Genomic DNA, 512 nt, shown 5'->3' on the forward strand with positions numbered 1-512 from the left:
ATCGGTAATTAGGACTAAGTCGTAACAAGGTAGCCGTACCGGAAGGTGCGGCTGGATCACCTCCTTTCTAAGGAGCATCTGACGCCTTCGGGTGTCCAGAACCCAGATCGGGCCCGAATGTGGCTCGCTGGGAGCTCATGGGTGGAACATTTGACATGACGTCGGCGCGGCCGATTCTCGTTAGTACGCCAGGTCTTTGGGTCTGGTTGGAAGGTGGGGGTTGGTGAGCGGGGTGTCTGCACGCTGTTGGGTCCTGAGGGACCGGATGTGAGTCCGTTCCTCTGGGCCTCTCGTTGTCTGCCGGTTGGTGGATGGGGAGGGGTACCGCCCGTACTTTGAGAACTACACAGTGGACGCGAGCATCTTAAAGGGCTCAGACTTTCGGGTTTGAGTTCGAAACGATAGATACGGCCCCGATTTTCCTGTCGGGGTCGGCTCATGTGATTTCAAGTCTTTAAGAGCAAACGGTGGATGCCTTGGCATCTGGAGCCGAAGAAGGACGTAGCAATCTG

Annotated in this window: 1 rRNA gene; it reads left to right on the plus strand. The window is 56.4% G+C overall.

Annotated features, from left to right (window positions below):
• Positions 1-67, plus strand: a 16S ribosomal RNA gene (locus V6R91_RS36360); the annotation flags it as partial.
• Positions 68-512 lie beyond the last annotated feature (445 nt).

The sequence above is a fragment of the Microbacterium sp. CCNWLW41 genome, from assembly GCF_037083505.1.